The following is a 13,406-nucleotide window of genomic DNA, read 5'->3' on the forward strand; positions in this document are numbered from 1 at the left end:
CAAAACCTGCTGCAAAACCTGAGCGTTGACGGTCTTTAATGCCGGGTATTCAGCCTTAGCTGCCGTCAACCGTTTGGCTTGGACATGGTAACTGGGGAATGGTTCGTCCGCAAGCAGAATATATTCCTGCACGATAGAACACGCATTTACGGGAGACTTGCGAGACTTGAGCCAGTCTTTGCGTTCCCGCAGCGCAAAGTTCCAGACATGGCGGCACACATCAAGAATGTGTTCGATCTCTGAAACTTGTTCGGCAGTCGGTTCGAGTTTGAATTCCCACGTCAGGTCCAGCATACCTACAATATAACAAAAAGTTGTGTAGGTTGTGAATTTTCGCGGCATTGAGCCGCTCAATCCACGCGCCCTACACCACCAGCCAAATCAGAGATTATGGCGCTCAGTACTGAGCTGTTCTTGATAGACGGTTTCTAACCGATTCGATTTCAACACTTCTGTTACCGGGCTTTCCCCTACTTTCGGGTAGGGGATTTTTGGGTCACGAAAAATGTGGATCGGGGGATAAAAATTCTAATCTCATCCTCCATTTTTTTCTGATACGCTGGGTTTTAAGAGGTCTTCACCCCATCCCCCCTTAGCCCCCCTTTTAAAGGGGGGTTGGGGGGATAGAGGGGCTTGTCGGGTTGGGCAAAACCAGTATTTGAGATAGGACTTACGCAGTTCGATCGAAATTACACTAAATGGAGAGGTTGGTGGGCATTGCCCACTCTACAAATGGTGTAGATGCGTAACTCCTGTGAGATTTAGATTCCGTATCACTTTTACGATCGCCAAAGTGAGATGCACCCGATTATTTTCTCTGTTCCTAGATCCGGTGTTCCCTTCCTTCACGGTAATTTTAATACTTTTTTAGCAAGCTTTATCTAAAAAGATTTTCAGTCTCTCATCACTCCAGACTTAGCAATTTCGGCCGGATCGGGAAGTTTTAAGGTGGCGTATTCTTGATACAGAATATCGAAGAAGTTTTTTATTTTATTTTCAAAGGGTTCTCGCCCGAATTTACGACTACGATCGCGTGCGTTTTGACTTAGAGTTTCTAACAACTCCGGCTGGTTTATGAGTTGACGAGTCCGCGCGCAGAGTTGCTCGATCGAATCGATTAAAAACCCTGATTTTCCCGATTCGATAATTTCTCGCTGTCCGCCACCGTTAAACACCACGGGAACGCAATAATTTTGCATGGCTTCTACTGTCGCCATTCCGAAATGCTCGAATCTTTCGGGATCGAATTCGTGCAAACCGCTTAAATGCCAAAATATTTTCGCTTTAGCGTAGAGCGATTTGAGTTCGTCCAGTTCGGCGTTGACGTGCAGTTCTACGATACCTGAAACGGTTTCGAGCTGTTTTTCAACCTGTTGAAGATAGCCGTTTTTGGGGCGACTTCCACCGACTAGGATGAGTTTCCAAGTTTGGTGAATTTCGGGATTTTCTCGACAGATGCGATCGAAGGCTTCAATGAGTTCGAGTTGTTTCTTGGTTCCGCCTTCTTCAAAGCGTCCGACTGCTAAAATAATATTTTCTTTTTCTCGTTTTTCTCCCTCCATTTCTACGGGAGGATAAATTAAAATACTGGGATTGAGACGCCAGCGTTTTTGAAGCCATTTTGTGGTATAGTTACTATTTACAACGATAAACGTATAGCGATCGACTGCAAAATATGCCGTGCGATAACTGTCGGGAAAATGACAAAAAAAGACAGAAATCGGTGAAAGTGGCGTAACTTTGGTAAGTTGGTTGGCGTTGAGGAAAATGTCGTAATGTTGGCTTTCTTTGGCGATCGCATCGAAGGGATTTTTTCGATCTGCCGTCACCCAAGTTGCATCGATGTGACGAGCGCCTCGCTTTTCAAAAAACGGTAACGGGATAATTTTGACGGAACATTGAGATAAATTCAACCCGTACCAGGATTCGAGTTGTGCGATCGCCACCGGACGGTTGCCGATAAACGTAATGTCGAATCGATCTTGTAAAATCGAGGCGAGGGTGGCTAAATATCGCTGTCCGCCGCCGATGAAATGCAAGGCCGGATCGTAAATCGCGATCGAAGGTTTGCGATAGCCGAGAATCACCTCGACTCGCGCTAAAAGCTTGTCGATATCCCGTGCGCCGTAAACTGGCGATAGCCGCTGACACAGTTGGGGAAGAACGGCGTTAACAGTTTTTTCAGGATGGGATTCGATCAGTTTTTTAAACGTCACGAGCAGCGTATCGTAGAGTAAACTGTAGTGTTTTTCGATCCAAAATACCGAAGTCTGAACGCCGTGAAGGAGTTCTTGAGGTTCGTGTTTGGCGAGGTATAAAAAGCGATTGCGGTTGCAGAAATAGGCGGTTAAGCCAGTTCCAGCACTCGACCCTCCCACCTCGTGTTCGACGAGGGCGTAAGGGACGTAATGCAGCGGCCATCCCTCTTCGTAACAGCGTTTCGAGTATTCTACATCCTCGAAATACATGACGAACTCTTCGTCTACGGGGCCCACGTGGTCTAAACATTCGCGACGAAACAACGTCGCCGCCCAGCACAACCCTTCGACTTCCATCGGTTTGTCGAACTGTCCCTCGTCCGGTTCTCCGAATCCGATATCTTCCCAGTAGAAATCGGGAAGTCGTCGATGACCGACGCTGTTGATGCGTCCATCGGGAAAGCGGATTTTCCCCGCCGCTGCACCGACGCGAAAGTGGTCTTCCAGATATTCGACGAGGTGACGCAACCAGTCCGGGTGAATTCGGGCGTCGTTGTTGAGAAACGCCACGTATTCTCCTTGAGAGAGTTCGACGCCTAAGTTGAGGGCGGCTGCGAAATTGTTGCTGCTGTTGACGAGGGTGCGGACTTGGGGAAAGGTACGGTTGATATACTCGATCGACCCGTCTTTCGACCCGTTATCAACGGCGATAATTTCAATGCGATCGCTCGGGTAGTTTGAGGCTTGCACCGCCTCGAAACAGCCTCGGAGATGGCGCAAGCCGTTGTAATTGACGACGACAAACGAACAAAACGGAAGAGCATTCGTCATGGTGTGGTTTGCTGGCGTTCGCGGATCAACCGTTCGATCGCGCGTTTGTGCTGATGTTGGGTGGCTTGAATGCGATCGATCTGCTGTTGCAAGTTGTCGATCGCGGCGTCGTAATCCTTTTCGTCTGGGGATTCGAGACTGTCGAGTCGTTGAGAGAGGCGATCGATCTCTCGACGACATTCAGCAACGCGATCGAGCAATACCTCTGCAACTCGCGCGTTCGCACCGTTGTACGCCACCTGACGCATCAAAATCGGTTTGAGAACCTTACGACCGATTTTCCGCACCTTTCCCAACACGCGCCCCAAGCGATTCAACGGGGCGAGGGGAACGTTGTAAATATCCGCCCCGCGCTGCATCAGTCGCAAATCTTCCTCTTCACCGTCTCGCAGCGTCTCCACCGACTCCCCCATCGGTGCGGGGGCGTCCTCGATTCCGATTTCCGCAGAGAGGCTTTGGCGCACTTGGCGCAGAATTTTCGCGTTATCCACAGTTCCGTAATCCCCGTTTCAACTCACCGTTTACACTAACTCGATCTGACAGTCATCGCCGACCATAAACCGCAAGGCTTTCGGACGAGGACGGGCGGCGCCGAGGTGGGCGCGACGACCGATCAAGCTATCGACGATGCGTTGGTGAATACCTTCGATTTTCGCCTCTTGCAAGATTACACTGTGTTCGAGATCCACGTCGATCAAGCGCACGTTGTCGGCGATGCTGCTGTAGGGGCCGATAAAGCAGTTTTCCAGGTGACAGTTTTCGCCGATGACCACCGGACCGCGAATTGAGGAGTTTTTAACGGTGGTTCCCCGCCCGATTTTCACCCGTCCGATCGCTTGGCTGCTTTCGTCGAGTGCGCCGTAAATCTCGGTTCGGACGTCGCTATCGAGGATAATTTGGTTGGCGCTGAGGAGGTCGTCTTTTTTCCCGGTGTCCAACCACCATCCGTCGAGAATGCGAGATTCGACGGGTTGCGCGCGATCGATCAGGTTTTGAATGGCGTCGGTAATTTCTAACTCGCCTCGGGCTGACGGTTGAATTTGCGCGATCGCCTCGTGAACGTTGGGGGAAAAGTAATAAATTCCCACCAGTGCTAAGTTCGACGGCGGAACTTGCGGTTTTTCCACCAGTTGCAACACGCGCCCGGACTCGTCTACTTTCGCCACACCGAAAGCGGTGGGGTTCTCGACGGGGCGCAGCAGAATCAAGGCGTCGAGGTGATGGGTTTTGAAGTCGTGGAGAAACGGCGTCAAGTCGTTTTGAATGAGGTTATCGCCGAGGTACATAATGAAGGGGGAATCGCCGAGGAACGGTTGCGCGATTTTTACCGCATGGGCGAGTCCGGCGGGTTCTTCTTGCAGAATGTAGGTGATACTCGCGCCGAAGCGATCGCCGTTTCCCGTCAGTTTTTTGACTTCTTCTCCGGTTTCGGGGCTGATAACAATACCGATATCGGTGATTCCAGCGGCGACGATTCCTTCGATTCCGTACCAGAGAATCGGTTTGTTGGCGACGGGAACCAGTTGTTTCGCCCCCGTGTAAGTTAGCGGGCGAAGTCGGGTTCCTTTTCCACCGGAGAGAATCAGTGCTTTCATCGTGAGGAAATTGAGTAAAACGACGGGTTAGCGGTGCGATCGCGTTCGTATTATAGACCTAGGCGATCGCGTGGCGATCGAGCTACCTAGGAAGTGAGACGATTTTGTGACGGGAAAAGTTCGTCGAGGGGGCGATCTGCCGACTCATACGTTTGCCACCCTGTCAACTGTGGCGAAGATAATATAGAAGCAGTGCGACAGGAGCGAAGTACCCATGCAAACTCGGGAAATCGTTTTACCGCTGGAGAACGGCGATCGCTTGACGCGGGAAGAATTCGAGCGACGCTACGATGCCATGCCGAATCTCAAAAAAGCAGAATTGATTGAAGGAGTCGTGTATATGGGTTCTCCAGTACGGCTGAATCACGGCCAGCCTCACGCTCATATTATGGGATGGCTGTTCGAGTATGCCAGCGAAACACCTGGCGTTTGCGTGGCAGATAATACGACCGTACGCCTCGATCGCGAAAACGAACCTCAACCGGATGCGTTGTTGAGACTTGAAAGAAACGGGCGATCGACGGTAAGTCCAGATAATTATATTGAAGGCGCGCCGGAACTCATTGTTGAAATTGCCAGTAGTAGCGCCTCTTACGATTTACGAGAAAAGTTACGAGTTTATCGTCGCAACGAAGTACAGGAATATTTGATTTGGCAAGTGTTCGATCGCCAGTTTGATTGGTTTCAATGGCAAGCGGGGGAATACGTGACGTTAGAACCGGACGAAGACGGGATTCTTAAAAGTCGAGTATTTCCCGGTTTGTGGTTGTCGGTAGACGCTCTTTTGGCGGGGGATCTTCGAGAAATTCGGCGAGTTTTAGAGTTGGGTTTGGAGACGAAAGAACACGTGAAGTTCGTTCGGGAATTAAAACCAAACTCTGCAAGAAATCGCTGAAATTTTTACAGAGTAAGAATTTTCGATTTCATACTCCATCCTTTTCCGATAAGCTAGGTTTCAAGAAGTCTTCACCACAGAGACACAGAGGACACAGAGAGGGGCTTGTCAGGTTGGACCAAACCAGTGTTTGAGATGACGACATTCAGGTGGGGGAGAACGTCAAGGCTACAGACATTTACCCTACACACCCAGGTCGGAAGCGCCGTAATATCTTACCGTTGCGAAGCGCGATCGCCTTCTGCACCGATCGACGCTTGGAGAATATACAAATCGAACGGCGACTCGCTAATGACTTGACTGTAATTCGGCGTTAAATAGGCTTTAGCCTCGAGGTTATCGAGCAAATACACCTGAAGAAACGCCAAAGGAATCGCTCGGGCGTAGTCTTGCGTGAGTCCCACATCCGGTTCTACTAGATCGGGAACGTCGGGAACCAGAGCGTGAGTCAGTGCGGTCATTTCAGTGGTGTGGGACTGTCCGGCCACCAATGCAAAGTACTTATCCGTGACGGTCAACCAGCCAAAGGACTGTTCTTGTTCTAACACCAGCGGCGTAACGGGATCGAGGGTTCCCCCAGCCATTAACACCGGAACGCCGACGCTGGCGAGACCTTTCGCGCCGAAAATACTGCTGTTGACGGGGTTCGCGGTGACGATCGCCCCCACGCGAGGGTCGTGGAAATCGTAGTCTCGTTGAGGAAGTTCGAGGGCGCGACATTGCAGCAGTAACGAGACGTTCACCGCGTTTACACCATAGGTACAATCCCGTTCGAGATTGTCGAAGTCGATGACTGCACCCGCCACGGCGAGGGCGGTATAGCCGCCGAAGGAGTGACCGATAACGCCCACGCGATCGAGTTGCAGGCGTCCATCAAACTCCGCGTCGTTGCGTCGTTCCAACTCGTCGAGAACGAAACTGATATCGGCCGGGCGATCGATAAATTCATCCACGACAAACATCTCGGACGTCGCCCCCCGGAGAAGGTCTTGCTGTTGGGTGTAGTTGCTGCCAATATGTTCGGGAGCGGCGACGACAAAGCCATAAGACGCCAGTTGTTGGGCGATGTGGGCGAAAGCGGCGCGATGGGAGCCTAAGCCGTGGGAGATAATGGCGACGGGAATGCGAGGATAGGGGAAATTTTCGGGAATGTAGACATCGACGGGAAAGGTGCGATCGCGCGAAGCGTCGTAGAGTTGCAGAGTTTCGACACGATAGCGGTAAGACCCCGGTTGTCGTAAATCGGGCATTTGGTTAAAGTCGATGTTACCCAACGAAGCGGTTTGAAGGTCGGCGAGTTCGGTCACGCGATCGATCGCCATGTCGGTCGCGTCGATGGTATTGGTAACTTGGTCGGCCACCTCGAAAATCCTCGGAGCGTTCAACCAAAGTCCGTAAGAGGGATAGTTTCGCAGAACGTCCAACACGCTAAACCCGTCGGGATCGCTAGCTGAGAGAATCGCGGCGGCCCGAAGCGACTGGCCACCGTTGGTGCGCGATCGCGTTTGAACCATCTCGCCAAGATAGACCAAGAGACTTTCACCCATTGGCGAATAGAGAAATTGCGCCACGGGAACCGGATCGACCTCGTACCGTTTTTGAAGAAACGTCTGAAATTCCGCTCGTTCTTCGTCGTTGAAAAATTTCAGGTAAAATCCGAGTTCGTCGGAGACTTCACCGGTTTCTGAAAACTGTTCTAAATCCGTGACGGAAACCGAGAGTTCGATGGGGCCGATCGCAAAGCCAATCCGTTCGGCGGCGTTAAGGGGAGCGGAACTTAGGGACAGAAACAGGCTAACGAAGAGAGGAGAAAGGGAGAGGGGGAGAGGGGGAGAAGGGGAGAGAGAAACTCGGGTTCGACGCCATCGCGATCGCAGGTGACGGGTGAGGCGATGGAAGGGTTGAAAACGACTTGTTCTCTTGGAATCTCGTTCGATCGCAGTTGACGTTTTCATAAATCCCGCGAGGGTGGAGTGTGGACGCGCTCGTTCGCCAAACGGCGAGGGTTTCGTACAGTTCTCGGTAACTTTCTCTACGATCGCAGTGGCGATCGGTTTTCTCGTTCCCGTCAATTTTAAAGCTTCGATCGCCTCACTGTGGCAGTTTAAAAAGCGATCGGTTAAAATCGACCGCAACGCTTCAAAACACTGGATTTTTTCCCGCCGTGTCGGACTGTCCTATCCTTCAAACTCGTCCGTCGTCCCCGTCGTTCGTGGGGATACCCTGGGGCTGTCCGCAATTTCCCGCCGACGTACAGTTACGACCCTATCAGGAAACAGCAATCCGCAGTTGGTTCGCCAGCAACGGACGGGGAACCTTGAAAATGGCCACCGGAAGCGGGAAAACCATCACCGCTTTAGCGATCGCCGCTCGACTTTACGAAACACTGGGGTTGCAAGTGTTAGTGGTGGTCTGTCCCTACCGTCATTTGGTGACGCAGTGGGCCCGAGAATGCGATCGCTTTCATCTGATGCCGATTTTAGCCTTTGAAAGCGCCCGTCAGTGGCAAAGCGAGGTAACGCGACAACTCTACCGCGTGCGATCGCACAGTCAACGGTTTCTCACCGTCATTACCACCAACGCCACCCTCATCAGCGAGTCCTTTCAGTCTCAATTGCGCTATTTTCCCGCCAAAACCCTCATCGTCGGCGACGAAGCCCACAACCTCGGCGCACCCCGTCTAGAAGCCTCCCTTCCCCGTCACATCAAACTCCGCTTGGGACTGTCGGCGACGCCAGAACGCTATTTCGACGAAGGGGGAACCGACGCCTTACTCGACTATTTCGGCGCGGTATTGAAACCGGAACTCACCCTCGCCGACGCCATTCGCGCCGGAGCGTTGGTTCGCTATACATACTTTCCTGTTTTTGTCAACCTCAACGAAACCGAAAGTCGCCACTACGCCCTACTCACTCACCGTATCGGTTGGGCGTTGCAGTCCGACGATCGCGAACCCGAAGATTTGACCGCATTGCTAATGCGTCGCGCTCGTTTAGTCGGGGCAGCCTCCAACAAAATCGCCGCCTTGCGAAGCGTGATGCGATCGCGACTCCACACGAGCCACACGTTATTTTATTGCAGCGACGGCACGGACACCGACACCGACGAACCGCAACTCTCTGCCGTCGTGCGCCTGTTGGGAAGCGAACTCGGCTATCGCGTCAACACCTACACCGCCGAAACCTCCATCTCCGAAAGAGAACGACTCCGCACTCAATTCGAGTCGGGAGAGTTACAGGGGTTGGTGGCGATTCGCTGTCTCGACGAAGGGGTGGACGTTCCGGCGATTCGCACTGCCATGATTCTCGCCAGCAGTCGCAATCCACGTCAGTTCGTGCAGCGTCGGGGTCGCATTTTGCGTCCTCATCCGGGGAAAGAGCGGGCGACACTCTTCGATACCATCGTTCTACCTCCCCAACTCGATCGCCAAACCTGGGACGTCGAACGCAATCTCTTAAAAAAGGAACTCCAACGGTTCGTCGAATTTGCCGATCTCGCCGAAAACGCCGCCGAAGCTCGGTTGAAGTTGTTAAAACTCCAGCAGCGATACGGGTTGCTCGATATTTGAAGACAAGGGAGACAAGGGGACAAGGAAGATACACATCATCTCCTCATCTCCGCGTTATCAATTGTCAATTATCAATTGTCAATTGCAGAACCGTCCCTTTTGTGATAAGAAGACTCCTCAAGGTGGCTTACAATAGCTGCGCGAACTGACACAGTTAAGTCGATCGAATTTTTCCAAACTTCACACAAGGCTTATGAACCCAATTCGCTCCTCGATCGCCTCTCGATGCGTTCGGTTTTTCGAGCGCCCCTTTTGGTTTTTTAAGAGCGTTCGACCCCGACGTTTTCTCTGGGTGGGACTGACCGTCGCCACCTTGCTGCTGACGCAAGTGTACGCCTACGCCCGTCCCTCGCAACCCGGCGACCTGGCTACGTCCCCAACCACCTTTAACGGTCACGAATTTCGCGGTGTTTGGGCGGCGTCGGTCGTCAACATCGACTGGCCGTCCCGTCCCGGTTTGTCCACGTCCCAACAACAAACCGAACTGATTCGCCTGCTCGATCGCATGCAGGAACTCAACCTCAACGTCCTCGTCCTGCAAGTGCGACCGGCCGGAGACGCCCTCTACAACTCCAGCATCGAACCCTGGAGTTACTGGCTGACCGGACGACAAGGTCAACCGCCCTCGCCATTTTACGATCCCCTAGAGTTCGCGATCGAGCAAGCCCACGCTCGCAACATCGAACTGCACGCCTGGTTCAACCCCTACCGCGCCAAACTTGGCAGCAATTATGACTTCGCCCCGAACCACATGGCGCGACAGTTTCCGCAATACGCCTATCGTTACGGAAACCTCGTGTGGATGGATCCCGGTGCGCCGGACGTGCAAGACCGCACTTACGAGGTCATTACTGACGTGGTGCGCCGCTACGACGTAGACGGAATCCATCTCGACGATTACTTTTATCCCTATCCCGAACCGGGGGTTGAGTTTCCCGACGCGCAAACTTACGGACAGTATCGCAAACACGGCGGACGTCTCAGTCGTAACGATTGGCGGCGACAAAACGTCAATACCTTGGTTCGTCGGTTGTACGAGGGCATCAAAGCCATTAAACCCCAGGTGAAGTTCGGGATCAGTCCCTTCGGCATTTATCGCCCGGGACAACCTGCGGGCATTACCGGAATGGATCAATACGATACGATCTACGCCGATCCGAAATTGTGGTTAGAGCAGGGTTGGGTGGACTACATGGCACCTCAACTGTACTGGCGCATCGACCAACGAGCGCAAAGTTATCCGGTACTGTTGGATTGGTGGCTGTCGCACAATCCCCACGGACGCCATATTTACGCCGGAAACTATCTCAGCAAACTGGACAACCAGGAGTGGCGCGTCGGGGAATACTTGCAACAAGTGGATATTTCGCGACGGTCGGCGTTGCGCGGATCGTTGGGGAATATTTTCTTCAGTATGAAGGTGTTTTCGGAAAACCGCTTCGGCGTGAACCAGGTGTTCCGAAGTCGGCTGTATCAACGTCCGGCGCTCGTTCCACCGATGCCTTGGTTGGATGCGATCGCCCCGGACGCGCCCCGTGGTGTCGAAACCAGTGCTAACTCGATTCGCTGGCAACCGGAGTATTCTGAGGACGTAAAATCTCTAGCGTTGTACGAACAACTCGGCGATCGCTGGGAGTTGAAGCAGGTTGTCTCTCGGGATAAAACCCGCGTGACGGTGACGCCGGGACGCTACGCCCTACGAGCCGTCGATGCGGTAGCCAACGAAAGTGAGGCGATCGTGGTTTCGGTCGGTTTTTAAGACAGAGAATCTAATTGTGAGGGCGATCGCCAGCAGTACGGCCGTGCGATCGCCCTTTTTCTTCGATTTCTTCCCACCTCCACCCCAGCGATCGCATCGCTTATTCCTTATTCCTGCGCTCCGGCTTGTCGTAAGAGTTGGACAGCGCCGCGATTGTGGTTGTATTCGGCGATCGAGAGTGCGGTGTGTCCCCCGTGATTTTTGGCGTGGAAATCTGCGTCCGCGTTGAGGAGTAGGCGCAAGGCGGCCAAGTTCCCGAAACGGGCAGCCCACATCAAGGGAGTCGATCCCGAGCCATCGACGAGGTTGCAGTCTACCCCTGCGTTCAACAAGATAGCGATCGCATCGGTGGCGTTTTTACGAGCGGCGAGGTGTAAGGCGGTATGTCCTTCAGCATTGGGGGCGTTGACATCCGCGCCTCCTTCAGCCAACAGGCGCACCGTTTCCGTATCGCCGCTGTTGACTGCGACGAAAAGGGGGGTTTCGCCTCGGTTGTCGGCGTTGAGATTCGCACCGCGATCGCGCAACACGCGCACGATTTCGGCGTGGCCGTGGAGTGCGGCCACTAACAGCGGCGTGTCGCCGGGATGGTTGCGGCGATCGACGATCGCTCCCCGTTCGACGAGATATTTGACGACCTCCGTTCGACCTTCTAAAACCGCCCAGTTGAGGGCAGTTTCTCCGTTTTCGTCCTCAGCTTCGAGACTCGCTCCCGCCTCGAGGAGCGCTTTAACGAGGTCGAGGCGGCCGTTAGCTGAAGCAGCCATCAAGGGCGTACTGCCGTCTCGGTTGCGAGTGTCGGGGTCGGCTTCGCCGGACAGTAAGGCGTTGACGATTTCGAGATTGCCGCGATCGGTGGCTAGGGTCAACGCAGTATCGCCGTCTTTGTCCGGGCGATCGACGCGAGCGCCTCTCGACAACAACGCTCGGATCGAGCCGAGATCGCCCCGACGCGTCGCTTCGATTAAAACCGGAGAACCGTCGGGGGCTTCAGTGTCGGGATCGGCTCCGGCTTTTAAGAGGGTTTCGACGATGGGTTGGTAGCCGTGCGCGACTGCCAAGTGCAGGGCAGTATCGCCGTCGCGATCGCGCACGTTGGGATCGGCACCGCCGTCCACCAGAGCGTGAACGATCGCCGTATCGCCTTTTAAGGCGGCTGCCATTAACGCCGTACTGCCGTCTTCGTTGCGGGCGTTGGCGTTGGCACCTTTGGCTAACAGCAGGCGCACGGCGTCGGTGCGGTGGTTCGCCGCAGCCACCATCAAGGCTGTAATGCCAAAGACTTTTCGCGTGCGATCGATTTCAGCCCCAGCCTCGATTAAGGTTCGCACGATTTCGGTCGCCCCGCGTTGGGCGGCGAGCATTAATGCTGTCGTCCCGTCGGTATGGCTGGCGTTGGGGTCGGCTTCTCGCTCGAGCAGGCTTTTGACGCTCTCGAGGTCGCTGCGTTTGACTGCTTCGAGAAGCCGAGAAGTGAGGGGAGTGTACGCCACGGGTGAAGCTCCTGTCGCAAATTCGTCTGACAATGCCCGAAAAAAGCTAGGAATACTGTACCCCGTTCGCGATCGCTTCTACGCAATTTGCGATGAAAGTTCTCGCTGAGTCGTGGCGCTCCCGAAAGCGAATCTTAGACAAAAGACCTGGAGAGGAACGTTTGTGAACTACCCGACACTGACGCTGATGGGTACAGCGCGGACTTCCGACTTCTAAGGGGATTGCCTCAACACGGATTTGCGTCCGCGTTTCGGTCTTCGTTCTCTCGGATGCAAGCTCCGAGAGCTGCGAAGACTGCGTCTTACATTCCCTCCATCGGCAGCCGTCCCGGTTCCCGAGACAGTTAGCATTCCGATCCCTTCGGCTCTGAATATTTTTTGCCGCATTTTCGTCTCGGTCGTGATGCGTTCCGCAGTAAGGGCAATCTCACACCCTCACGTCTAACGGCATCTCGGAGACTTGAAACAGGCATTCAGAGCAGGTTTTCGAACTGGGGAAAAAACGGTCGATCTCCACCAATACCTTTCCTTCTCGTTTCCTTCTCGTTCGAGTTTGTAGGAAAGAAAATTGACGAATATTCCCCAGCCCACATCAGAAATTGCCTTAGCCAGACTGTGGTTCCGAACCATGCCTATCCCCCCTAACCCCCCTTATTAATGGGGGTTAGGGGGGATTCTACGATGACTTGGTTATCGTTCACCAGCTTTCGGCTCAGCTCTCTTGGTGCGCGTTCCCTAGTGCCGTGCGACGGCGCGGGGTCGCACCGCTTGTGCAGGTAGTCTTGACGGGATTTGATAGGCGTTCGTGAACTCTGGCGACCAACCTCCTGGCTTTCTCTCGAGACCTCGAACCTTTGGACTTACGAGCAAGTTTTTTCTGCTTCCTCGCTAAGTTTCGTTCGTGTTTCTCGAAATGCCTTGGGTTAGCATATTTGGAAGTTTTGACACCATCGTTGACGATGGCGAAGTCCTTCAATCCCAAATCTACCCCCGCCACTTTTCCCTCGGGACTCGGTGAGGGTGCATCGCCCTCAAGTTCGCAAAGGACAGACGCAAAATACCGACCC

The 13,406-nt window shown here is 53.5% G+C and carries 9 protein-coding genes and 1 pseudogene; 3 read left to right on the plus strand and 7 right to left on the minus strand.

What is annotated here, in order from left to right:
• The 4 genes from POG22_RS14740 to POG22_RS14755 all read right to left on the minus strand — a co-directional run.
• On the minus strand, positions 1 to 294 hold a 294-nt coding region (locus POG22_RS14740), incomplete at its 3' end, for a helix-turn-helix domain-containing protein (RefSeq protein WP_498906082.1).
• 599 nt (positions 295 to 893) lie between these two features.
• Positions 894 to 3,029 (minus strand): glycosyltransferase, encoded by a 2,136-nt coding sequence (locus tag POG22_RS14745; protein WP_498906083.1) that lies wholly within the window; start codon positions 3,027 to 3,029, stop codon positions 894 to 896.
• A complete protein-coding gene (locus POG22_RS14750; protein WP_017661916.1) occupies positions 3,026 to 3,520 on the minus strand; it encodes a hypothetical protein in 495 nt (164 codons plus the stop codon). Before POG22_RS14750 ends, POG22_RS14745 begins: the two co-directional genes overlap by 4 nt.
• Positions 3,521 to 3,550: 30 nt before the next feature.
• A complete protein-coding gene (locus POG22_RS14755; protein WP_498906084.1) occupies positions 3,551 to 4,624 on the minus strand; it encodes a glucose-1-phosphate thymidylyltransferase in 1,074 nt (357 codons plus the stop codon).
• Positions 4,625 to 4,838: 214 nt separating this feature from the next.
• On the opposite strand from POG22_RS14755, the gene POG22_RS14760 reads away from it, so the two are divergent.
• Positions 4,839 to 5,519, plus strand: a complete 681-nt coding sequence (locus tag POG22_RS14760) for a Uma2 family endonuclease (RefSeq protein ID WP_498906085.1) — start codon at positions 4,839 to 4,841, stop codon at positions 5,517 to 5,519.
• A 215-nt stretch (positions 5,520 to 5,734) separates the two neighbouring features.
• Here the strand turns inward: POG22_RS14760 and POG22_RS14765 are convergent, their stop codons facing one another.
• Complete coding sequence (locus tag POG22_RS14765; RefSeq protein WP_498906086.1) at positions 5,735 to 7,654, minus strand: alpha/beta hydrolase; 1,920 nt, start codon at positions 7,652 to 7,654, stop codon at positions 5,735 to 5,737.
• 77 nt (positions 7,655 to 7,731) lie between these two features.
• Here POG22_RS14765 and POG22_RS14770 point away from each other — a divergent pair, with 77 nt between their 5' ends.
• Both POG22_RS14770 and POG22_RS14775 read left to right on the plus strand, forming a co-directional pair.
• Complete coding sequence (locus POG22_RS14770) at positions 7,732 to 9,087, plus strand: DNA phosphorothioation system restriction enzyme (protein ID WP_498906090.1); 1,356 nt, start codon at positions 7,732 to 7,734, stop codon at positions 9,085 to 9,087.
• Between the two features lie 193 nt (positions 9,088 to 9,280).
• Positions 9,281 to 10,846 (plus strand): glycoside hydrolase family 10-like protein, encoded by a 1,566-nt coding sequence (locus POG22_RS14775; protein ID WP_063719706.1) that lies wholly within the window; start codon positions 9,281 to 9,283, stop codon positions 10,844 to 10,846.
• 107 nt (positions 10,847 to 10,953) lie between these two features.
• Here the strand turns inward: POG22_RS14775 and POG22_RS14780 are convergent, their stop codons facing one another.
• Positions 10,954 to 12,339, minus strand: a complete 1,386-nt coding sequence (locus POG22_RS14780) for an ankyrin repeat domain-containing protein (RefSeq protein ID WP_498906088.1) — start codon at positions 12,337 to 12,339, stop codon at positions 10,954 to 10,956.
• A 213-nt stretch (positions 12,340 to 12,552) separates the two neighbouring features.
• Positions 12,553 to 13,406, minus strand: a pseudogene (locus tag POG22_RS14785) (RNA-guided endonuclease TnpB family protein); the annotation flags it as partial.

It is taken from the genome of Geitlerinema sp. CS-897 (genome assembly GCF_028368005.1).
In the GTDB taxonomy this organism is placed as follows: Bacteria; Cyanobacteriota; Cyanobacteriia; order Cyanobacteriales; family Geitlerinemataceae; genus Baaleninema; species Baaleninema simplex.